This window comes from Serratia sp. CY43202 (assembly GCF_052168755.1).
Lineage (GTDB): Bacteria > Pseudomonadota > Gammaproteobacteria > Enterobacterales > Enterobacteriaceae > Serratia > Serratia bockelmannii.
Map to the genome: position 1 here is coordinate 413,725 of NZ_JBJNMB010000002.1, position 20,662 is coordinate 434,386.

Genomic DNA, 20,662 nt, shown 5'->3' on the forward strand with positions numbered 1-20,662 from the left:
CAAAAAGCCCGCCTTCGCGCGGGCTTTTTCGTTTCCGTCATCCGGCGGCGATGACGATGCCTGCGTACTGGTTGCGGCCTTTGATCCCCGGATGCGTCGGATCCTGCGCGCGCCGATGGCTGTTGCGGCGATAGCTGGTGTATTTGAAGCGCTGCGGCCGCTGCGGGTCGACGTCCGGCGTGCAGATGGTGCAACTGCCGGCGCGGTCAACGGCGGCGAAACCGAGCGCCGTCAGCTTGTATTCGGCAATTGCGGCCAGATCCAGATGCCGGTAATGCGGGCTGATCAGCGTGGTGGGCAGCGGCAGGCGCTGTTTAAAATTCTCCACCAGCGCTTCATCGACTTCGTAGCAGCATGGGCCGGCGGCGGGGCCGATAGACACCACCCAATCGGCGGTGTCGCCATCTTGGCGAATGCGGGACGCCATCTGCTCCAGAATGCCGTCCAGTAACCCGCGCCAGCCGGCGTGTACCGCCGCGATAGCGCCACCGTCGCGGCGGCTGAACAGCACCGGCAGACAGTCCGCCGTCAGTACGCTGATCAGAATGCCGGGCTGGCGAGTGTAGAAACCATCGGCCTCGCCGCACGCCTGCGCCGGTTGCAGCACGTCGACGATGCGGGTGCCGTGTACCTGCTTTTTTTCCGGCAGCGTGGCGCTGTAGGGCAGCAGATGCCCTGGCAGCAGCGCGAGTTTGCTGCCGAAGCCGTGCTGAATGTGGGGCACCGCATCGAGCAGCGCGGAACGATCGCTCATAAGTTATGTTCACCTGCGTGAGAAAACAGACTCTCAGTGTAGCCAGCTTTTTCCCCGCTTGGCCAGGTGTTGTTGGCGGCGAAAGCGAGTGGGGATGCGCCTTGCATCAAACCGGTGCCTTCTTTAGACTAGCCGCGCCCTGTATCTCTGGAAGCCCATTCATGTCTTATCAATGTCCCCTGTGTCATCAATCGCTGCATTTTTCATCACAACACTGGCGTTGTGACGGCAATCATCAGTTCGATCAGGCCAAAGAGGGCTACGTCAATCTGCTGCCGGTACAGCACAAGCGATCGAAGCAGCCGGGAGACAGCGCGGAAATGATGCAGGCGCGGCGAGCGTTTCTCGACGGTGGATATTATCAGCCGTTGCAAGAGCAGGTGGCCGAGTGGCTGGATTTGGCGCTGGCGGCCGATGCTGGCGCGTTGTTGGACATAGGCTGTGGGGAAGGGTATTACACTGCCGCGGTGGCCGCCAGGCTGGCCCAGGAGCGCAATATGGCGGTCAATGGGCTGGATGTCGCCAAGGTGGCGATCCGCTACGCCGCTAAACGTTATCCGGCGGTCTCGTTCTGCGTCGCTTCCAGTCACCGTTTGCCGTTCGCCGATGGGGCGTTGGATGCGGTCTTGCGCATTTATGCACCTTGCAAGGCGGAGGAGCTGGCACGGGTAGTGAAGCCGGGCGGCGTGGTGCTGACGGTGTCGCCGGGCCCGCGTCATCTGTACCAGCTGAAAGAGCAGGTGTACCAGCAGGTGCAGCTGCATGCCGAACAGGATGAACAGTTCGCCGGATTCGACTGCGAGCGCAAAGAGGCGCTGGCCTATACGATGACCCTACCGGGCACGCAGGCCGCCAATCTGCTGCAGATGACGCCGTTCGCCTGGCGCGCCACGCCGGAGGTGCAACAGCGGTTGGCCGAGAGCGGCGAGTTTGTGTGCGAGACGGACTTCGTGCTGGCGTTGTACCGACGTCGCGCTTAAGGGGCCTTGAACTCAAAAACAAAAAAACCTGCCGCGGCAGGTTTTTTTCAAAGCGAGCGCTTCAGGCCAGGTAGCCGAGGTGCTCCAGCAGAATGTTGACGCCGATACCGATCAGCACCACGCCGCCGAGGATTTCGGCGCGCTTGCCCAGCAGTGGGCCGATAAAGCGGCCGATCATCATGCCTAGCGTCGCCATGATCATGGTGGCGCAGCCGATGGCCATCGCGGTATGCACGATGTTCACCTGCAGGAAAGCCAGACCGACGCCGATGGCCATCGCGTCGAGGCTGGTGGCGATGGCGGTGGCGACCAGCAACCAGAAACCATGACGTTTGACCTTCTCTTCTTCATCGGGCTTGTTACGTACCCCTTCGACGATCATGCGCATGCCGAGAATGAACAGCAGCGAGAAGGCGACCCAGTGGTCCCATTCCATGATGTATTGACTGGCGAACAGGCCGATGGCCCAACCGATGAGCGGGGTGATCGCTTCGACCACGCCGAAGATCAGGCCGGTGCGGATCGCTTCGCGGAAACGGGGTTGATGCAAGCTGGCACCTTTGCCGATCGACGCGGCGAAAGCATCCATGGACATGCCAAAAGCGAGAATAAGCGTTGCTGAAAGGTTCATGTGAAATAGCCTCGGCCGGGTGGCTCCATATACACGTAACCCACCCCCAACCAAACGACGGAGTTACGTGTCTATGGTCTCGCCAACCTTACCTGGCTGCCCGCACCACGTTTCTTACGGCGAAACGAGTATGTTGATACGGGCGTTTCTGGCTTTTTATTCTCCAGAAACCGGCTACTCCCCAATGACGGCGCAACCATATCATATTATTTCCGCCACGGACAACCTTATTCTATGGCAATGTTTGTTCTTAATTGAGACTCGTTTTCATTAATCTAATTTCATGCGGGAATATAATGTAGCCAGGGGTAACAATGTTGCAGAAATAATAGTCAGAAAGGAGATTGCGCTGCCGATTAATTACCCATAAGCAGCGCAAGGTTTGAGCTAAAATAACGTTAATTTTTCTTTATTTATTGATTATCAACAAAAAAGTGGTAAATCTTCTCCAGGTCGTCCAGGTGGGTCACCTGAACCAACAGCCGGCGCTGTTCCAGGTCGACGGCCAGAATGCCGTCCTCCGATAAATTCATGGCTTTAATGCGGTTATATTCGACAAACACATTGGCGAAGAAAAAACCGTGCGCTTTAAACACCATCTTGGGAGCGCGAATATAAGAAATATAGATGGCGAGCAACGCCAAAGAAATAAGCAGATAGGTGGTTAATACCGCACCGTTGTCGGTGACATTGCGGTAAATCAGAATGGCGATCAGGCTGACGAAAATCAGGCTGTCGAGGCGGTGGCGGCGTTTAAGCGGTACTTTGAGCCGCGTTTTACCTTTCAGCAGATCCATGCCGAATTCGTCGTACAGCGAATACAGCAACAGCAGGGCGATAAACAGCATCAGTACGGCGTCGGTCAGTGACATCTCTTGCTCCATAAAAAAGCCGGGGGTTGCCCCCCGGCCGTTTCGAACGATTACAGGCCCAGCAGGCCAATCCAATAGCCAAAGATACCGATGACGAAGAAGCCGATGATGATCCACAGCGCGTTGACTTTCTTGCGCAGCAGCCACATACAGGCGAAGGTCAGCAGCAACGGCACCAGGCCCGGCATCAGCTGGTCGAGGATGGTCTGCACCGTGGTGACGTTGGTATGCCCGGTCTGGTCGGTTATCTTGGACACCACCAGCGGGATATTCACGTGCGTCCACTTGTTGACCAGCGCCCCCATGACAAACAGGCCGAGAATGGACGCTCCTTCCGTCAGTTTCTGCAGGAAGCCGCCGCCCATGTCGTTGACGATATCGACCCCTTTACGGTAACCGTAGGCCACGCCGTAGTAGCGGGTCAGCAGGCGCACCAGGTTGAACAGCACGAAGAACAGGATCGGTCCAAGCAGGCTGCCGCTCATGGCGATGCCCGCCCCAAGCGCGGCGAACACCGGTCGCACGGTGCCCCAGAAGATCGGGTCACCGACGCCCGCTAAAGGCCCCATCAAACCGACCTTGATGCCGTTGATTGCGGCGTCATCGATCGGCGCGCCGTTGGCGCGTTGCTCTTCCATCGCCATGGTCACACCGAGCACCGGCGCCGCCACGTAAGGGTGGGTGTTGAAGAACTCCAGGTGACGCTTGATCGCCTGTTTGCGATCGTCATTGTTTTCCGGATACAGGCGGCGGATCACCGGCACCATCGAGAAGCAAAAACCCAGCGCCTGCATGCGTTCGAAGTTCCATGAACCCTGGAACAGGTTCGAACGCAGGAATACGCCGCGAATATCGGCCGGCGTGAGTTTCTTTTGAGCAGTTGTATCAACCATTTCTCTCACCTATTCCTAGTCGAGTTCGTTATCGAGATCGTTCGCGTTAGCCGGGCCGGCCTGTACAACTTGAGACTTGTTGTATTTCGGGCTGAGCTGGATATACAGCACGGCCATCACCACGCCAATGACGCCGAGCGCCACCAGGTTGAAGTTGGTGAAGGCGGCGGTAACGAAACCGAGATAGAAGAACGGCATCAGGTAGCCGGCGCGCATCATGTTAATCACCATTGCGTAACCGACCACGACGATCATGCCGCCGGCGATGTTCAGGCCGCTGGTGACCACTTCCGGGATCGAGTTGAGCAAGGCGTGTACCCCGGCGGTGCCGACCGAGATGGCGACAATGACCGCCGGGATGGCGATACGCATCGCCTGCAGCAGCAGGGCGCCGACATGGATCCAGCTAATGGCGCGCAGGCTGCCGCGCTCCGCTGCGCTATCCGCCGCGTGCTGGAACGCCACGGTGAGGGTACGCACGATGATGGTTAATACCTGGCCGGCCGCCGCCAGCGGAATGGCCAGGGCGATACCGGCGCCGACGCTTTGCCCGCCGGCGATGACCAGAATGGTCGAGATGATGGACGCCAGGGCAGCATCCGGCGCGACGGCCGCACCGATGTTCATCCAGCCCAGGGCGATCATTTCCAGCGTACCGCCGATGATGATGCCGGTTTTCATATCGCCGAGGATAAAGCCGATCAGGGTACAGGCGACCAGCGGACGGTGGAACTGGAACTCGTCGAGGACGGAACCCATCCCGGCGATACAGGCAACGATAAATATCAGCACAATCTGAAGAGTGGTGATCTCCATTGCACTTCTCCTATGACCAAAAAAGCTCTGAGTAAAATAATTAGCGGCTGGCGCCACTAACTGAGTTTGTTAATCAGGTCCATCATTTTTAGCCGGCTGTCGGACGAGACCTTACGCACCTCCAGCTCGATACCGCGATCGTTCAGTTTCTTAAACGCTTCGATATCTTTTTCATCGACGGAAACGGCGTTGTTCACCTGGGTTTTCCCCTGGCGGAACGCCATGCCGCCGATATTGACGGATGTAATCTCCACGCCGCCTTCCACCAAACGCCAGACGTCGGTCGGGTTGGTGAATAACAGCATCACGCGATCGTTGGCGTATTTCGGGTTGTTCCAGACGCGGATGGCCTTCGCCACGTCCACCACGTGGGCGGTGACGCCCGGCGGGGCAACCTGGGTCAGCAGGGTCTTGCGCACATGGTCGGCGGCGACTTCATCGCTGACGACGATAATGCGGCTGACGTTGGTCTCTTTGGTCCAGCGGGTAGCGACCTGGCCGTGGATTAAGCGATCATCGATGCGCGCCAGGCCGATTTTCATGTGGTCGTTCGGCCCCAGCGGCGCCTGAGGGGCAGCGGCTTTGGCGACGGGTGCTGCGGGTTTTGCGGGTTCTTCCTGCGGTTTTTTCAGCGCTTTCACGCCTTCACGGCCGGTTTCCAACGCCAGCGCCACCAGTTCATCGAAAGCGGGGTTGTCGTCCCGCGCCATGAAGGTTTCCACCAGCATCGGGATGTTGACCCCGGTGACGACCTCATAGTTTTCTTTGTCGACCGCAATGCGGCTGGCGGCGTTGAACGGGCTGCCGCCCCAGGTATCCACCAGGAACAGCACGCCGCCGCTGGTATCCAACCCACTGATTTTTTCGTTGTACTTGACGATTAACGTTTCGGCATTCTCACCGGGAACGAAGTCTATAAAGGCGACGTTGTCCTGCTCGCCCAATAGCATCTCCGCCGTTTTCAGCAGTTGTTCCGCTGCAGCCCCGTGTGTGCCGATGATAATAGCTATTGCCACTCGCTACCTCCTCGTTGAACTCCAGACGCGGTGTGTGTCGTTTCTCCGCGCCGTCTTGGCAGTCACTTCCGCGGTTCAGATACATTATGGTAGAAAAAAAGAAACGCACGCCTAACATTTCTCACGCAGTTTCAAATGCCTGTGCGTGATACTTCACGAACGCGAGATTTATTTTAGTGAGTGAAAAAATATTTTTTGTGACGCTGCTCCGCTATTGAATGCTCGGAGAAATCTTAGCTGTCGCAGACGATATGGTGTGGCGCCACCCTAAACCGCCGTTGAAAAAGCCGCTTTGTCCCCCAGAAAAATCCTGATACAGTAATTTCTTCTTTCATCACTAAGGAGTGAAGGGCCTCAGCCCTCCCTATGGACTGTCACCGAAGTTACTGTTTTTCCAGGTTTCACCCGCCACCTGCTGGCGTTGTATATGCTGTTCGGCCCTTCGGCCATCTCCCGGTAACCCCATCCCGTCACCTTGCTATTGTCGACTGCGCCCATGCAGCGGCGGCATCGTCACGTCTGAGCGGCGAGCGCTCATTCCCACTTTTTTCTGGAGTCTGATATGGAATTTTTAATGGACCCCTCTATTTGGGCGGGGTTGCTTACGCTGGTGGTGCTGGAAATCGTGCTGGGCATCGACAACCTGGTGTTCATCGCCATTTTGGCCGACAAATTGCCGCCGAAGCAGCGCGATAAGGCGCGCGTTATCGGCCTGTCGCTGGCGTTGCTGATGCGTTTGGGCCTGCTGTCGGTGATCTCCTGGATGGTAACCCTGACCACACCGCTGTTCAGCGTCGGCGATTTCAGCTTCTCTGGCCGCGATCTTATCCTGCTGTTCGGCGGGGTATTCCTGCTGTTCAAGGCCACCATGGAGCTGCATGAGCGGTTGGAAGGGCAGACGCACCAGGATGGCGCCAACCGCGGTTATGCCAAGTTCTGGGCGGTGGTGGTGCAAATCGTGATCCTGGACGCGGTGTTTTCGCTTGATGCGGTGATTACCGCCGTAGGCATGGTGAACGATCTGCCGGTAATGATGGCGGCGGTGGTGATCGCGATGGCGGTGATGCTGTTGGCATCCAAGCCATTGACCAACTTCGTCAATGCGCACCCGACCATCGTGGTGCTGTGCCTGAGCTTCCTGTTGATGATCGGCCTGAGCCTGATCGCCGAAGGCTTCGGTTTGCATATTCCGAAAGGCTATCTGTACGCCGCGATCGGCTTCTCGATCCTGATTGAATTGTTCAACCAGATCGCGCGTCGCAACTTCATCAAGCATCAAGCGCGTCGGCCGATGCGCGAGCGCACCGCGGAAGCGATCATGCGCCTGATGGGGCAGCAGCGCGCGCAGCAGTCGGACGATGAGGTCGCTTTGCCGAGGGATGAAACCTTTGCGGCGGAAGAGCGTTATATGATCAGCGGCGTGTTGACGCTCGCCTCGCGTTCATTACGCAGTGTGATGACGCCTCGCACGGACATCTCCTGGGTCGACTGCGAGCGCTCCCGCGAGGAGGTGCGCGCCCAGTTGCTGGATACGCCACACAGCCTGTTCCCGGTGTGTCGTGATTCGGTGGATGAGATCGTCGGCGTGGTACGCGCCAAGGATCTGCTGGTGGCGCTGGAGCAAGGGGAAGATATTGCCGAGTTTGCCGCCCGCACGCCGCCGATCGTGGTGCCGGAAACCATGGACGTCATCAAACTGCTGGCGGTGCTGCGCCGTGCCAAAGGGCGTCTGGTGGTGGTCACCAATGAATTTGGCGTTGTGCAGGGGCTGGTGACGCCGCTGGACGTGCTGGAAGCGATTGCCGGTGAGTTCCCGGACGAGGATGAAACGCCGGATATCGTGGCGGAAGGCGACGGCTGGCTGGTGAAGGGGGGAACCGATTTGCACTCGCTGGAACAGGCACTGGCCTGCGATGACCTGGTCAGCCCAACCGCAGACTACGCCACCCTGGCGGGGCTGCTGTTGGCTCACTACGGCCAGATGCCGGTGGTGGGGGACACCATTGAACTGAACCACCTGCGTTTCGATATCGTCGAGGTCTCCGACTATCGCATCGAATTGGTGCGTGTTACCCGCGTCGTCTTTGACGAGCCGACGCAGTCGTAACCCTCCCGCCGGGGGCTCAGGCCTCCGGCGGATCCTCTTCCGCTTTCCTGACGCGCGATTCGTACTGTTGCAACCACAGCGGGAAAACGTGGATCGGCATCGGCTTGGCGAAATAATACCCCTGCAGGGCATTGACCTCGCGTGAGCGCAGATAGTCGGCCTGTTCCTCCGTTTCGACCCCCTCTGCCACCAGTTTCAGCTTCAGCCTCTGCGCCAGCGTAATGATGGTGTCGGTCACCGTGGCGTTGACCGCGTCGGTGCCGATGGCCGCGGTAAACCCGCGGTCGATCTTCAACACGTCCGGGCTGAGGTTTTTCAGGTAGCTCAGCGAGCTGTGGCCGGTGCCGAAATCGTCGATGGCCAGCATGATCCCCATGTCTTTCAGCGTGCGAATCTGGTCATACTGGATCGCCGACAGCGCGGTGCGTTCGGTCAGCTCCAGCATCAATGAGGGCATCGGATGTGCCGGCAGCCAAATCTGGCGGATATCGTCGATGATGTTGAGCGTTTTAAAATGCTCGGCAGCAACGTTAATGCTGATGTAGAAGGACGGTCGTGGCGGGAACAGCTGCAGATTTTCCGTCACGGTGTTCATCAGATAGCGAGTGAGCGGAATGATGAGGTCATGCTGCTCGGCCAACGGAATAAACACGTCTGGCGAGATCCACCCCTGCCGCTTCTTTTTCCAACGCAGCAGCATCTCTACGCCGGCACAGCGCCCGGTATCGCTGTGAATGATCGGTTGGCAGTAAACGCGGAACTCCCGATGGGTAATGGCATGGCCAATGTGGTAAGACAGGCTCATGCGGTTAGCGGTGAGCAGGTAGACCACATAGGCCGCCAGCAGGCTGATCAGCAGCGCCAGCGGGATATGGCGCGGCAGTGCGGAAAACGCCAACATGCCGACCTGCGGGCCGAACAGCGAAATCGAGAACGGGTAACGCTCGGAACCGGCGGTGTAACGCAGATCGTTGGTCAGGGTGTCGCGGCGCAGGATTTCGCGGCGCCCGTATTCCAGGCTGCTGTCGGCTACGTTCAGCACCATGCGCTGAACATAAGGCTCCTGGGGTTCGAGTAAAAAGTTCGATAACAGCTCGATATTGAAGACGTGCAGCACGCCGCTGCTTCTATCGCCGGGGGAGGGTGTCCACATCACCAACGTGGGCAGTCCTTTGCTCACCGCCAACGAAGGGCGCAGCGCCAGCCTGACGTTGCTGTTGACGAAAATCGGCAGCACTGCAGCCAACTGATAATGTCGGGCGCCAAACAGACTGGAGCAGTAGATGATGCCATTTTTTACCAGCAGCATGGCGCGCAGCGCCTGATTTTGCGCGGCGCGAAAGCGCAGGGTCGATGAGACGTTCTCGCAGGGTTGTTCCAGCATGTCCATACTGCGTTCCGCCTGCAGCTGCGCGGGGGACAACAGCTGGTCAATTTTGCCGACGGTGCGGGTGGCCAACGTTTGCTGGCTCTGCTCGATGCTTTTGACCTCTTGATAGTAACGGGTATACAGCGATACCAACAGAATAGCCACGCCCACCGCTCCGGCCAGCAGCCAACGGTAGTAACGATATTGGGACGCGGCGAGGTGGGTCATCAACATCCGGTAAATCCTTGTTCGGTAATCCAGCTCCGAGTCACAGTCAGGCCACAGCTCCTTAAGTTGCGCTCGGCTAATTCTAGCCTGAGGTTATACAAGATTGATGGTAACTCAGTAAATTATTTCGATTTGGCAAAACAGAAGGTCAATTTGCAGGCTAACCGCTGGATCGATGAGAAAAATGCAGGATATTTTCTGGTGACATTGTCACTAAAAACGGTCAATGAATTGATTGCCCATAAAAAACCCCGCCGGGCGGCGGGGTTGTCTGTCAGTCGCATTGCACCTTGATTGCCAGGCCACCGCGTGACGTTTCTCGGTACTTGGCGTTCATGTCTTTGCCGGTTTCGTACATGGTCTCGATCACCTTATCCAGCGAAACGCGCGGTTCGCTGGTGCGGCGCAGAGCCATGCGGGCGGCGTTGATCGCCTTGACCGAGGCGATGGCGTTGCGCTCGATGCACGGCACCTGTACCTGGCCGGCGACCGGGTCACAGGTCAGCCCCAGGTTGTGTTCCATGCCGATTTCCGCCGCCACACAGACCTGCTCAGGGCTGCCGCCCAGCAGTTCAGCCAGGCCGGCGGCCGCCATGGAGCAGGCCACGCCGACTTCGCCCTGACAGCCGACTTCGGCGCCGGAAATGGACGCGTTCATCTTGTACAACGCGCCGATGGCGCCCGCTGCCATAAAGTAACGGATGTAGATATCCGGGCTGACGGACTCGATAAAGTGATCGTAGTAAGCCAGCACCGCAGGCACGATGCCGCAGGCACCGTTGGTCGGCGCGGTGACGACGCGGCCGCCGGCGGCGTTTTCTTCGTTAACCGCCAGTGCGAACATGTTGACCCAGTCGATCACGTTCATCGGATCGTTGGACAGTTTGTCCGACGCCACCAGCATGCGGCGCAACGCGGAAGCACGGCGCGGCACGCGCAGCGGGCCCGGCAGCACGCCTTCGGTGTTCAGACCGCGATCGATGCAGGCGCGCATGGTTTGCCAGACGTTACCGAAGTAGGTGTCGATCTCTTGCTTGCTGTGCAGCGCCAGTTCGTTCTGCATCACCATGCCGGACAGTGACAGCCCGGTCTCGCGGCAGTGGTCGAGCATTTCGCGCGCGGAGTTGAATGGATAAGGCATTTGCAGCTCTTGCTCGGCGTCCTTACCGAAGTTCTCCTCGTCGACGATGAAACCGCCGCCGATGGAGTAATAGGTCTTGCTGTACACTTCTTTATCGCCGGCGAAGGCGTGGATTTGCATGCCGTTCTCGTGCAGCGGCAGGTTGTCGCTGCGGAAGACCATGCCGCCGTCGCGTGGGAAATCGACTTCATGCAGGCCGTTGGCCAGCATCAGGCGTTGACGTTGTTCTACATCGCGAATAAAGCCAGGAATGCTATCGATATCGACGGTGTCCGGCATGTTGCCGGCCAGGCCGAGAATGATGGCGATATCGGTATGGTGACCTTTACCGGTCAATGAGAGTGAGCCGTAAACGTCTACGGCAACACGCGTGATAGAAGGCATCAGGCCTTTATTTACCAGATCGTCGACAAACTGTTTGCCGGCTTTCATCGGTCCAACCGTATGAGAGCTGGACGGGCCGATGCCGATCTTAAACATGTCGAAAACGCTAATCACGCTAAAACTCCTTAAAGAGACGTATTGTTATGGCTGCAGCGGTTAAAAACCGCGCAGGGAACAGCGATATTGTAAAAGGGCCGTGCGGGTTCGGCTGCCTTTTTCGCATGAAATTAAATAATCCGTGGTGTCGCTTTTTTTACTGATTACCCGGGGCGAACCCTTATGCGAGGTATCCGCTTTCGCCCAAGCTCCATTAGCGGTAATCGCGCCAGCTTTCCGTGCTGAACGCCGCCGGCTTAATCCCTGTTTCTACAGTGGTTTATCTCGGACGGTGGTATTTTACAGGTATTTCGTAAGGTTTAAGAGAGGGTTTACAGTTTTTTTAAAACCATTCAATCGGAACGGTAGTTGAAAAAGCGTTCAAATGAAGTGATTTCGATCGCTTTACCGGCAGCGGAGGCCGTCGGCCATGCCAGATTGCGAGTCAGATCACGTAATATGGGCTAAATACTGACCTGCTGCGCCAGACGCCGAATGATGGCTGCGGTCAGCCCCCAGATAAACTGGCTGTGATACCAGGAGAGGTAAATGCGGTGCGTATGGCCGGCGCGATGAATATCCAGCGGATAGTAACGCGACAGGGTCAGCGCTTCCCTCAAGGGCATCTCGAACACGTCCGCCACTTCACCCTCATTGGCGTGGAACTGCACATCCGGCGAGACCAGGCCGACGATGGGCGTGACCTGAAATCCGGTGCTGCTGTCGAGCGGCGCCATTTGGCCGAGGACGGTCACCGCCTGCGGCGGTATCGCCACTTCTTCCTGCGCTTCTCGCAGCGCCGTGACGATCGCCGACCCGTCTTCAGCGTCGGTTTTACCGCCGGGGAAGGCCACCTGGCCGGCATGTTTGCGCAGCGAGTCGGCGCGGCGGGTCAACAGCAGCGTCGGCTCTGCGCGGCAAACGATCGGGATCAGCACCGCCGCCGGGCGCACATTGTGCGAGATCTGCGCCGCCTGGGGCAGCTGCAGTTGAAAACGGCTGATAAAGGCGTGCAGTGAGGCTGGTGTGTTCGATGGGATCACGACAGGGCACACTCCCCAAGCTGCGGCAGAATACGGCCAACCTTGTCGAAGGTCTCCTGGTATTCCGCCTGCTCCTGGCTGTCCGCCACGATGCCGCCACCGGCGGAGCAGTGGATGCGGCCGTTTTCGGTGACGAGCGTGCGGATGGTGATATTGGTGTCCATGGTGCCGCAGGCGCTTAGGTAACCGATACTGCCGCAATAGGCATTGCGGCGCTGCGGCTCCAGCTCTTCGATGATTTCCATCGCCCGCACCTTGGGCGCGCCGGTGATCGAGCCGCCGGGGAAGCAGGCGCGCAGCAGTTCGGCCGCCGAGGTCTGTTCCGGCAGGGTTGCGGTGATAGTGCTCACCAGGTGATGCACGGCGGGAAACGGCTCCACGGCAAACAGTTCCGGCACCCGTACGCTGCCAGGCTGGGCGACGCGGCCGATATCGTTGCGCAGCAGATCGACGATCATCAGATTTTCAGCGCGATCCTTGGGGGAATCGGCCAAACGGCGAGCCTGAGCGGCGTCCTGTTCCGCGTCCGCCAGCCGCGGCAGCGTGCCCTTGATCGGGCGGGTTTGGATGCGCTGCTGCTCCAGCCACAGGAAGCGCTCGGGAGAGACGCTCAGTACGCTGTTGTGCGGCAGGCGCAGGAAGGCCGAGAACGGCGCGCGGTTGCAGGCGCTCAATCGACAGAAAGCCTGCCACTCATCTCCCTGATAGTCGGCGGAGAACCGTTGCGCCAGATTAATTTGGTAACAGTCACCGCTGCGCAGGTAGCGCTGAATACGTTGGAATTTCTCGCCGTATTGCCGCCGGCTCATATTGGCGCGCCAGTCGCTCAGCAGCGTGAAAGGGCGTTCTGTCGGCGCGGTTTGGCTATTGAGCCAGCACCAGCGCTGTTCCACGTCGCCATAGCTGAGCAGCGTCAGGGTTTGCAGACGGTGATCGGCGATCAGCGCCCAGTCATAAATGCCCACCGCCATGTCCGGCAAGGCGAGGTCGGCTGCGGCCCACTGCGGCAAGCTTTCCACCCGCCGCCCGAGATCGTAGCCGAACAGCCCCAGTGCGCCGCCCTGAAATGGCAGATCCGGGTTAAACGCCGGTTGCCAACCTTGCGCCACCAGGTGTTGCTGCAGCAGGGAGAATGGATCTTCCTTTGACTGGATAGTGACGCCGTCACTTTCTATTTTCGTGCTGGCGCCCTGGGTGGTGAGCGTAACGCACGGCTGCGCGACCAGGATGTCGAAGCGGTTATGCGAATGGTCGGCGAAGCCCGAATGCAGCAGCATCGCCCACGGGTGGGTTGAAATCGGGGCGAAAAGCGTCATCAGGGCACTGCGGCTGTAGGGCAAAGATTTTATGTTTGGGGCGGTTACGCTCATGAACGTCAATAAACCTGGCTGTGAGGACGGCGATATCTGGCGGCTAGTGTGCCATAGACGGTCACGTCATGCATGTTTTGCCACGCGCGACATGGAGCACAGTTCACATAAACGGCAGTTCAATAAACCTGAGATAAGGCATTTTTTGCGCCATTGATTATACTTCGATATGTTAAAAATTTAACGTCAAATGCACTGGACGTTTATTCATCGAGGGCGCAAGACCCGAGAAATATAAAAAAGGTTCGTTAATTTCATACTTTTATTGTTGCTTGCTGTTATTAAGCTGGCGATGCGAAACGGTTTTGCCTGTGTTTTTTCATGGTGGCCGTCTTGTGAAAGTTATCCCTTGTTGTGGAACGCTTTTCTTGTCGAAAGCATGAAAAGACAAACAAGATTAATCTTATTTAGCCTGCGGCGGAAATGTGAAGGTTCGCGTTTTATTTCGCTCGTGCGCTGAAGCGGTTTCTATTTTTTAAAAAAATAAAATTATCATTTTGTTACATTATTAGTGAAGAGCTACCTATGTCGTTAATGCTGAGCGTCATCGTCCCGATGCACAATGCGGGGGAGTTATTGGAGCCGTTCCTGGTCTCGCTGCTGGCCCAGCGCGAGCAACGGTTGGAGGTGATCATCGTCAACGATGGTTCCACCGACGGTTCGGGAGAGATCGCGCACCGTTACGCGGCGGTGCATCCGCATATTCGCGTGATCGATCAAGCCAATGCCGGCGTTTCTAATGCACGTAATGCCGGGCTCGCCGTTGCCCGAGGTAAATATGTGGCGTTTCCGGACGCCGACGATTTATTGGCGCCCGAGATGTATTCCACGCTGTTGGAGCAGGCAGAACGACACCAATTAGACGTGATGCAATGTAATGGTGAACGCTATTTTACCAGCCAAGACGAATTACAGCCGATTTTTCCCGAGGCGCGTTTACGCACTACCGACGTTATCACTGGCGTTCAGTGGTTCGAACGTGCATTGAAGTCGCGAAAGTTTATTCATGTTGTATGGTTGGCAATATATCGCCTCGATTTTATTCGCCAGCATCGGCTTTATTTTGAGCCGGGGTTGCATCACCAGGATATTCCCTGGACGACGGAGGTCATGTTTAATGCCAAACGGGTCAAATATTTAAGCACGCCGCTGTACCGGCAACGGGTGCACGACAAGTCGATCAGTAACCGTCGTCGCACCGGCAAAGCGAACGTAGAGTATCAGCGTCACTATATGAAAATCGTCGAAATGCTGGAGCGGCTCAACCGGCGCTATGCGGGCACTGTCGCCATTCGTCCCGCTTTCCATTGGCAAATCACCCGTGAGGCGTTGGGCATTTGTCACAGTATCCGTCGTGAGCCGGATCCGGCCGCCCAGAGTCAGATTACCGAAGAGTTCTATCAGCGCGGCATCGACAGAGCGATGTTCGCCAATACGCGCGGCCTGAAGCAGGGGTGGCATGTCATGCTGTGGCGGCATCGCCTGAAGCAGTGGCGCAGCGATAACGGCTGTTCGCAACCGGCCTGAGCCACAAGACGTTGGGATCCGCCGCGTTAGCGCGTATACTCGCTCTCCCTTTTGCCGGAGAGAACGACACATGCATGCAGGTATGCCATTACTGAGCCACGCGGAGCAGCAGGAAGCGGCGGATCGCATCCATCAGCTGATGGAACAGGGCATGAGCAGCGGTGAGGCCATTGCTCGCGTTGCGCAGGAAATTCGTGAGCAGCATCAGGGCGCTCAGGTTGCGGTGCTGTTCGATGACGAAGACGAGCAGCAGGATGCCGCACCGGAGGCGTCGCGGGATGACGATGCTGAAGAAGACGAAGACTATTGATGTTATCGGGGCCGCGCAAGCGGCCCCGTGAGTGTCAACCGTTGACCACCACTGCGGTGGCGGCCTGTTTCGCTTGTTCCACCGCCTGTTCCGTGGTGTCCGCCGTCGCCAGCGCTACACCCAGGCGGCGTTGGCCGGCGATTTCCGGCTTGCCGAACAGACGCAGCTGGTTGTGCCCGCGCAGCGCGTTTTCCAATCCGCTGAAGCGCACATCGGTGCTGGTGAGCTGTGGCAGGATCACCGCCGAAGCGGAAGGGCCGAACTGGCGGATAGCGCCGATCGGCAAACCGAGAAACGCGCGCACGTGCAGGGCGAACTCAGACAGATCCTGTGAAATCATTGTGACCATGCCGGTATCGTGCGGGCGTGGCGACACTTCGCTGAAGATCACGTCGTCGCCGCAGACGAACAGCTCCACGCCGAACAGGCCGAAGCCACCCAGGGCTTTCACCACCTTCTCCGCGATAGCCTGAGCACGGCTCAGCGCCGTAGCCGACATACGCTGAGGCTGCCAGGATTCGCGATAATCTCCGTCTTCCTGACGGTGCCCGATCGGCTCGCAGAAATGCACGCCGTCCACGGCGCTGATGGTCAGCAGCGTAATTTCAAAATCAAATCTTACCAGCCCTTCGACGATCACCCGGCCACCACCGGCACGACCACCCTGTTGGGCGTAATCCCAGGCGCTTTGCAGCTGTTCGGGCGTGCGGATCAGGCTTTGGCCTTTGCCGGAGGAGCTCATCACCGGTTTGACGATGCACGGGTAGCCGATGTGTTCGACCGCCTGCCGGAAGGCGATTTCACTGTCGGCAAAGCGGTAGCTTGAGGTGGGCAGAGCGAGCTCTTCCGCCGCCAGACGGCGGATGCCTTCACGGTTCATCGTCAGGCGGGTGGCTTCGGCACAGGGCACCACGCGGTGGCCCTGGCGTTCAAGCTCGACCAGCATGGCAGTGGCGATCGCTTCGATTTCGGGAACGATATAGTCAGGCCGCTCTTGTTCGATAACGGCTTTCAGCGCGTCACCATCTAGCATATTGATGACGTGGCTGCGGTGCGCCACATGCATGGCGGGGGCGTCGGGATAGCGATCGACGGCGATCACTTCCAGACCGAGGCGCTGGCATTCAATGGCGACTTCTTTACCCAGCTCCCCGGAGCCGAGCAACATAACGCGGGTGGCGGAAGGGCGCAGGGCGGTTCCAATCGTTAACATAGTGTCGTACCTGGATCGGTGAAAGTAAGCGGATTGATTATCGGCGGGCAGTATATACGAAAACGATTGCGTTCACAGCCGCTGCGCCAGGTTTGTTGCTAACTGACTGTTTTTATAACAAACAGAAATATTTGCCCTGCATGAGCGATTATGCGTTAATAACCGACGGCGAAAGAAGGCCTACATATAACAGGGTTTTCGCGTCTCGTGCCGTTAAGGCAGGTTTATCAAGTAAAGGAAACACAAATGAGCAAGATCACTGGTCACGTTAAATGGTTCAACGAAAGCAAAGGTTTCGGCTTCATCACGCCTGCCGACGGTTCTAAAGACGTTTTCGTTCATTTTTCCGCTATCGTTAGCGATGGGTTCAAAACCCTGGCTGAAGGCCAGCAGGTTGAATTCTCCATCCAGGACAGCCAACGTGGCCCTGCTGCAGCCAACGTCGTTGCGATTTAACGACTGCGTTGCCAAGAAACCCGCCGCCGGCGGGTTTTTTTATGCCCGCACCCCGTAACGCCGCCCATCTCTGTTATCATTTACCCCTGATTCGGCGCCAACCTGCGGGCGCGCCGCCATTCCATTCGTCATATAAGAGTTATCGCCGTGAGCACAGTTTCTTTTTCTTCCCTGCCGCTGCCAGCCGAACAGTTGGCCAACCTCAACGAACTGGGGTACGCCGAAATGACGCCGGTACAGGCCGCCGCATTGCCCGCCATCCTGCAAGGGCGGGACGTGCGCGCCAAGGCGAAAACCGGCAGCGGTAAAACGGCGGCCTTCGGCATTGGTCTGCTGAACAGTATCGTCGTCGGTCAGGTCGCCACGCAGGCGCTGGTGCTCTGTCCCACCCGCGAGCTGGCCGATCAGGTGAGCAAAGAGCTGCGCCGCCTGGCGCGTTTCACGCAAAACATCAAGATCCTGACGCTGTGCGGCGGTCAGCCGATGGGGCCGCAGCTCGATTCGCTAGTGCATGCGCCGCACATCGTGGTGGGGACGCCGGGCCGTATCCAGGAACACCTGCGCAAGAAAACGCTGCAGCTGGACGAGCTGAAGGTGCTGGTGCTGGATGAGGCCGATCGCATGCTGGACATGGGGTTCGCCGACGACATCGACGATGTGATCAGCTATACGCCGCCGCAACGTCAGACGCTGCTGTTTTCCGCCACGTACCCGGCAGGCATCGAGCGCATCAGCGCGCGCGTTCAACGCCAGCCGCTGAGCGTCGAGGTGGACGATGGAGAAGCGCAGGCCTCCATCGAACAACGCTTTTATGAGACTACGCGCGATCAGCGCCCGGCGCTCCTGGTGTCGGCTATTCGCTATCATCAACCCGCGTCCTGCGTGGTGTTCTGCAATACCAAACGCGATTGTCAGACGGTGCTTGAGGCCCTGGAGGCCCGCGGCATCAGCGCGCTGGCGCTGCATGGCGATCTGGAACAGCGCGACCGCGACCAGGTGTTGGTGCGTTTCGCCAACCGCAGTTGCCGAGTATTGGTGGCGACCGACGTTGCCGCACGCGGGCTGGATATTAAAGAGCTGGAGCTGGTGGTCAACTACGAACTGGCGTTCGATCCCGAAGTGCATGTGCACCGTATTGGCCGTACCGGCCGCGCCGGCATGAGCGGGTTGGCGATCAGCCTGTGCACGCCGCAGGAAATGGCGCGTGCGCACGCGATTGAAGACTATCTGCAGATGAGCGTCGACTGGTCGCCGGTGTCCGAGCTGAGCGGGGCGGCCAACGGCTCGCTGGAGGCGGAGATGGTGACGCTGTGCATCGACGGCGGCCGCAAGGCGAAGATCCGTCCCGGCGATATTCTCGGGGCGCTGACCGGTGATGCCGGGCTGACGGCGGCGGAAGTGGGCAAGATTGACATGTTCCCAGTGCATGCCTATGTCGCAATCCGCAAAGCCAGCGCGCGCAAGGCGCTGCAACAGTTGCAGCAGGGCAAAATCAAAGGCAAAAGCTGCAAGGTGCGGCTGCTGAAATAAGCCGAAGGCGGGCGGCGGTTTGCCTTCCCGCCACGATCTATTTATACTGTACATAATTACAGTAATTTGAGTTTTTGAGGACGCACGCATGGCGGTTGAAGTTAAATATGTGGTGGTGAGAAACGGTGAGGAAAAAATGACTTTCGCGAGCAAGAAAGAAGCCGACGCCTACGACAAAATGCTGGATCTGGCGGACAACCTCGGGGAGTGGCTGCAGCAGGCACCGCTGACTCTGGATGACGAACAGCGCGAAGGCTTGAGCTTCTTCCTGGCGGAGAATAAGGACGCGCTGGGTCTGATTTTGCGTGGCGCTTCGCCGGCGGAAACCCTCAAAAAACCGGCGGAAAGCAAAGCGAAAAAAGCGACATCTAACCCAAAAGAGGGATCTGCGTCAGAAAAGCAAGCAGCATAATGACTTATGTTGCGGTGTTGTGATGAAAAAGGATCTAAAATGAGCCGTGAAATAACTTTCTTCAGCCGCTTTGAGCAAGACATTCTGGCCGGGCGTAAAACCATCACCATTCGGGATGCCAGTGAGTCGCACTTCGAACCGGGCGAGGTATTGCGCGTAAGCCGCAATGAAGACGGCGTCTTTTTCTGTTTTATCGAAGTGCTGTCGGTAACGCCGGTGCGCCTGGATGCGCTGACCGAACGCCACGCACAGCAGGAAAACATGTCGCTCGGCGAACTGAAGCAGGTGATCAAGGAAATCTATCCGGGCCTGGATGCGCTGTTTGTCATCGAGTTCGTCAAACGGTAACTCTTTGCCGAAACCCTGTTGTGAGCCAGGGATGGGCGCCCGGATAGCGCTAATCACAACGGGAGGACATATGAAAAAAATGGGTTTGGCTATCGCCTTGTTGGCCATGATGGGAGCATCAACCGCGGTGTGGGCGCAGGATCACGAGCAACGCACCGCCAAGGTGGGGCAGTGTGCAGGCCTGCAGCCGGCGGATATCGCCGCCCAGGTCAAGCGCGACTTCTTGCAGAACCGCATCACGCGTTGGGAGGCGGACAAAAAACTGCTGGGCACCGCAACCCCGATCGCCTGGGTGAGCCCGGATGCCATCACCGGCAAGGATCAGGTGTGGCAGGTACCGTTGACGGTGCGTGGCACCAAGGCAGATAAAACCTACAACGTGACGCTCAACTGCAACACCGGCGAAATCGCCTACAGCGCGCCGCAGTAATACTGTTTTGCAATAAAAAGCCCGCCTGGTGGCGGGCTTGATGCATCAAGACGAGGTCAGTCGCTGAACGGGATCACCAACTCACCCGGCTTCACTTCCAACCCCTTCGCCAGTTTTTTCGCCAGCGCTTCGGTTTTGCTGTTGTCAGGATTTAGCACATAAGCCGGCTTTTGGTCGAAGTAAGACTTCAGTGACTGGTTCAGATACGGCGTCAGCGCTTTCATTACCGTCTGCATTTTTTCCGGCTGCACGCTGTAATCAGTCAGCTCCATGTCCTTCAGGAAAATGGCGCCCTGCGCCCGGTCGTAAACCGGCTGCGCCTTCAGCGTCAGCTTCAGATCCGCGGTCTGCGGGCCGAGAATCGACGTGATATTGACCTTGGCGTCGCCGGAAAGGGTAACTTTACCCGGTTCGCTGCGGCCGATTTGGCTTTGCAGCTGAGTCAGCACGATATTGGCGTCCACCAAGCCGGGCACGCCGATCTGCTTCTGATAGTCGTTGTGTTTCTGCAGGTAATCATTCACTTCCTGCTCGCTCAGGGTGTACTGGGTCAGTTGATTGCAACCGGCCAATACGCCGGCGAACAGCAGGGCGGCTGCGCCCATCAGGATCTTCTTCATTAATGCCTCATTGCGACTGCTGGCGAAAAGTGCTGCAGATAATTGATTAATCATTATAAACCTTCCGCCTGCGCGTGAAAACGACAGGCGGCGATGTGCAAAGGATAGTGCGCGCA

General features: G+C 57.9%; 21 protein-coding genes and 1 riboswitch. Of the genes, 9 read left to right on the forward strand and 12 right to left on the reverse strand.

Annotated features, from left to right (window positions below; translation table 11 throughout):
- Positions 1-37 precede the first annotated feature (37 nt).
- Entirely contained in the window at positions 38-754 is a 717-nt protein-coding gene (gene pgeF, locus ACJ8J5_RS03800; protein ID WP_342095557.1) for a peptidoglycan editing factor PgeF, read from the reverse strand.
- Between the two features lie 161 nt (positions 755-915).
- On the opposite strand from pgeF, the gene rlmA reads away from it, so the two are divergent.
- Complete coding sequence (rlmA, locus tag ACJ8J5_RS03805; RefSeq protein WP_025303162.1) at positions 916-1,734, forward strand: 23S rRNA (guanine(745)-N(1))-methyltransferase; 819 nt, start codon at positions 916-918, stop codon at positions 1,732-1,734.
- A 61-nt stretch (positions 1,735-1,795) separates the two neighbouring features.
- On the opposite strand, the gene mntP is transcribed toward rlmA, so the two are convergent.
- The 5 genes from mntP to manX form a co-directional block, all read right to left on the reverse strand.
- Positions 1,796-2,365 carry a manganese efflux pump MntP gene (gene mntP, locus ACJ8J5_RS03810; RefSeq protein ID WP_025303161.1) on the reverse strand — a complete coding sequence of 190 codons (570 nt, stop codon included), beginning with the start codon at positions 2,363-2,365 and terminating at the stop codon, positions 1,796-1,798.
- A gap of 11 nt (positions 2,366-2,376) precedes the next feature.
- Positions 2,377-2,560, reverse strand: a riboswitch (yybP-ykoY riboswitch).
- Positions 2,561-2,778: 218 nt separating this feature from the next.
- Complete coding sequence (locus ACJ8J5_RS03815; protein WP_414104422.1) at positions 2,779-3,237, reverse strand: DUF986 family protein; 459 nt, start codon at positions 3,235-3,237, stop codon at positions 2,779-2,781.
- A 50-nt stretch (positions 3,238-3,287) separates the two neighbouring features.
- The gene (locus ACJ8J5_RS03820; RefSeq protein WP_015378157.1) at positions 3,288-4,130 is read right to left on the reverse strand and encodes a PTS mannose transporter subunit IID; all 843 of its coding nucleotides are present in this window, start codon (positions 4,128-4,130) and stop codon (positions 3,288-3,290) included.
- A 15-nt stretch (positions 4,131-4,145) separates the two neighbouring features.
- Positions 4,146-4,946, reverse strand: coding sequence for a PTS mannose/fructose/sorbose transporter subunit IIC (locus tag ACJ8J5_RS03825; RefSeq protein WP_015378156.1), 801 nt, complete (start codon positions 4,944-4,946; stop codon positions 4,146-4,148).
- Between the two features lie 56 nt (positions 4,947-5,002).
- Positions 5,003-5,962 (reverse strand): PTS mannose transporter subunit IIAB, encoded by a 960-nt coding sequence (gene manX / locus ACJ8J5_RS03830; protein ID WP_043143571.1) that lies wholly within the window; start codon positions 5,960-5,962, stop codon positions 5,003-5,005.
- A 562-nt stretch (positions 5,963-6,524) separates the two neighbouring features.
- On the opposite strand from manX, the gene ACJ8J5_RS03835 reads away from it, so the two are divergent.
- Positions 6,525-8,069 (forward strand): TerC family protein, encoded by a 1,545-nt coding sequence (locus tag ACJ8J5_RS03835; RefSeq protein WP_025303158.1) that lies wholly within the window; start codon positions 6,525-6,527, stop codon positions 8,067-8,069.
- Between the two features lie 16 nt (positions 8,070-8,085).
- On the opposite strand, the gene ACJ8J5_RS03840 is transcribed toward ACJ8J5_RS03835, so the two are convergent.
- The 4 genes from ACJ8J5_RS03840 to pabB form a co-directional block, all read right to left on the reverse strand.
- Entirely contained in the window at positions 8,086-9,672 is a 1,587-nt protein-coding gene (locus tag ACJ8J5_RS03840; RefSeq protein WP_025303157.1) for an EAL domain-containing protein, read from the reverse strand.
- 268 nt (positions 9,673-9,940) lie between these two features.
- Complete coding sequence (gene sdaA / locus ACJ8J5_RS03845) at positions 9,941-11,305, reverse strand: L-serine ammonia-lyase (RefSeq protein ID WP_197815063.1); 1,365 nt, start codon at positions 11,303-11,305, stop codon at positions 9,941-9,943.
- A 446-nt stretch (positions 11,306-11,751) separates the two neighbouring features.
- Positions 11,752-12,330, reverse strand: coding sequence for a CoA pyrophosphatase (locus tag ACJ8J5_RS03850; protein WP_025303155.1), 579 nt, complete (start codon positions 12,328-12,330; stop codon positions 11,752-11,754).
- Complete coding sequence (gene pabB / locus ACJ8J5_RS03855; RefSeq protein WP_197769162.1) at positions 12,327-13,700, reverse strand: aminodeoxychorismate synthase component 1; 1,374 nt, start codon at positions 13,698-13,700, stop codon at positions 12,327-12,329. The genes ACJ8J5_RS03850 and pabB overlap by 4 nt, the downstream gene beginning before the upstream one ends.
- A 525-nt stretch (positions 13,701-14,225) precedes the next feature.
- Here pabB and ACJ8J5_RS03860 point away from each other — a divergent pair.
- Both ACJ8J5_RS03860 and ACJ8J5_RS03865 read left to right on the forward strand, forming a co-directional pair.
- Positions 14,226-15,227, forward strand: coding sequence for a glycosyltransferase (locus tag ACJ8J5_RS03860; protein ID WP_049209167.1), 1,002 nt, complete (start codon positions 14,226-14,228; stop codon positions 15,225-15,227).
- 70 nt (positions 15,228-15,297) lie between these two features.
- Entirely contained in the window at positions 15,298-15,537 is a 240-nt protein-coding gene (locus tag ACJ8J5_RS03865; protein WP_025303152.1) for a YoaH family protein, read from the forward strand.
- Positions 15,538-15,571: 34 nt separating this feature from the next.
- On the opposite strand, the gene purT is transcribed toward ACJ8J5_RS03865, so the two are convergent.
- Positions 15,572-16,750, reverse strand: coding sequence for a formate-dependent phosphoribosylglycinamide formyltransferase (purT, locus tag ACJ8J5_RS03870; protein ID WP_173889469.1), 1,179 nt, complete (start codon positions 16,748-16,750; stop codon positions 15,572-15,574).
- A gap of 246 nt (positions 16,751-16,996) precedes the next feature.
- On the opposite strand from purT, the gene cspE reads away from it, so the two are divergent.
- The 5 genes from cspE to yebF all read left to right on the forward strand — a co-directional run bounded on the left by cspE (position 16,997) and on the right by yebF (position 19,926).
- On the forward strand, positions 16,997-17,206 hold the full coding sequence (cspE, locus tag ACJ8J5_RS03875; RefSeq protein WP_004927572.1) for a transcription antiterminator/RNA stability regulator CspE: 210 nt from the start codon (positions 16,997-16,999) through the stop codon (positions 17,204-17,206).
- Positions 17,207-17,353: 147 nt separating this feature from the next.
- Positions 17,354-18,736 (forward strand): ATP-dependent RNA helicase DbpA, encoded by a 1,383-nt coding sequence (dbpA, locus tag ACJ8J5_RS03880; protein ID WP_043143580.1) that lies wholly within the window; start codon positions 17,354-17,356, stop codon positions 18,734-18,736.
- 88 nt (positions 18,737-18,824) lie between these two features.
- Complete coding sequence (locus ACJ8J5_RS03885; protein WP_025303149.1) at positions 18,825-19,148, forward strand: YebG family protein; 324 nt, start codon at positions 18,825-18,827, stop codon at positions 19,146-19,148.
- 39 nt (positions 19,149-19,187) lie between these two features.
- Complete coding sequence (yqfB, locus tag ACJ8J5_RS03890; RefSeq protein ID WP_004927562.1) at positions 19,188-19,496, forward strand: N(4)-acetylcytidine aminohydrolase; 309 nt, start codon at positions 19,188-19,190, stop codon at positions 19,494-19,496.
- Between the two features lie 70 nt (positions 19,497-19,566).
- On the forward strand, positions 19,567-19,926 hold the full coding sequence (yebF, locus tag ACJ8J5_RS03895) for a protein YebF (RefSeq protein ID WP_060433258.1): 360 nt from the start codon (positions 19,567-19,569) through the stop codon (positions 19,924-19,926).
- A gap of 56 nt (positions 19,927-19,982) precedes the next feature.
- Here the strand turns inward: yebF and ACJ8J5_RS03900 are convergent, their stop codons facing one another.
- The gene (locus ACJ8J5_RS03900; protein ID WP_025303147.1) at positions 19,983-20,546 is read right to left on the reverse strand and encodes a lipoprotein; all 564 of its coding nucleotides are present in this window, start codon (positions 20,544-20,546) and stop codon (positions 19,983-19,985) included.
- Positions 20,547-20,662: the final 116 nt, after the last annotated feature.